2 protein-coding genes are annotated in these 623 nt (G+C 68.9%); both read right to left on the bottom strand.

Annotated elements, in window-relative coordinates; translation table 11 throughout:
• On the bottom strand, window positions 1-395 hold a 395-nt coding region (locus tag AC1DTN_RS38285; protein ID WP_477925401.1), incomplete at its 3' end, for a PDC sensor domain-containing protein.
• 1 nt (window position 396) lies between these two features.
• Window positions 397-623, bottom strand: a 227-nt coding sequence (locus tag AC1DTN_RS38280) for a hypothetical protein (protein ID WP_477925400.1), incomplete at its 5' end; no start/stop codon positions are given.

Genomic DNA, 623 nt, shown 5'->3' with positions numbered 1-623 from the left:
AAGTAGGGGCGATCGGAGACATCCGCCAGCGCCTGGCCGGTCTCGCGCGAGCGGTAGCGCTGCCTGCCGCTGGCATCGACGACCGTCAGCACGCTCACCTGGGAAACGCCGACGGTCCGGGAGGCGAGCGCGGCTTCGATGGCCTCCGGGGGCAGCTGCGCCCCGGAGAGCTGGTACCAGGTGGCGGTGTCGCGCAGCAGGACATTCACCGCCTGCAGGCTGCGGGCACCCTGCGCGGCCAGCGCGTTGGCCAGATTGCCGAGTTCGCGTTCGTTGGCCGACATGATCTGCTGGTGCAGGCGCCAGCCGTCGTAGGCCGCCGAGCCGGCGAAGGCCGCGATGAGAAGAACGCCGCCCGCGATGATCAGGCGGCGCAGCCGCTCGCTCGATTTCATGTCAGTGAGGGGCCGCGATCGCGCCGGTCACGGCTTCCAGGAGTTCTTCCCGGGTGCAGGGCTTGGCCACGAGGCGGCTCACGCCCAGCGCGCGGGCAGGGTCGGAGTCGCTGGGGAGGCTGCGTTTCAATTGTGTCGATATGCCGATCAACGCCGATTGCGGATACATCGCCTTCACCTCGCGAACCCTGTCCGCGCCCTGGGCGCGGAGATTGAGAACATTGACGA

It is taken from the genome of Rhizobium sp. 01T444 (assembly GCF_056398305.1).
Note: the sequence above shows the minus strand (reverse complement) of the source record. Positions and strands in the feature narration are given on the sequence as shown.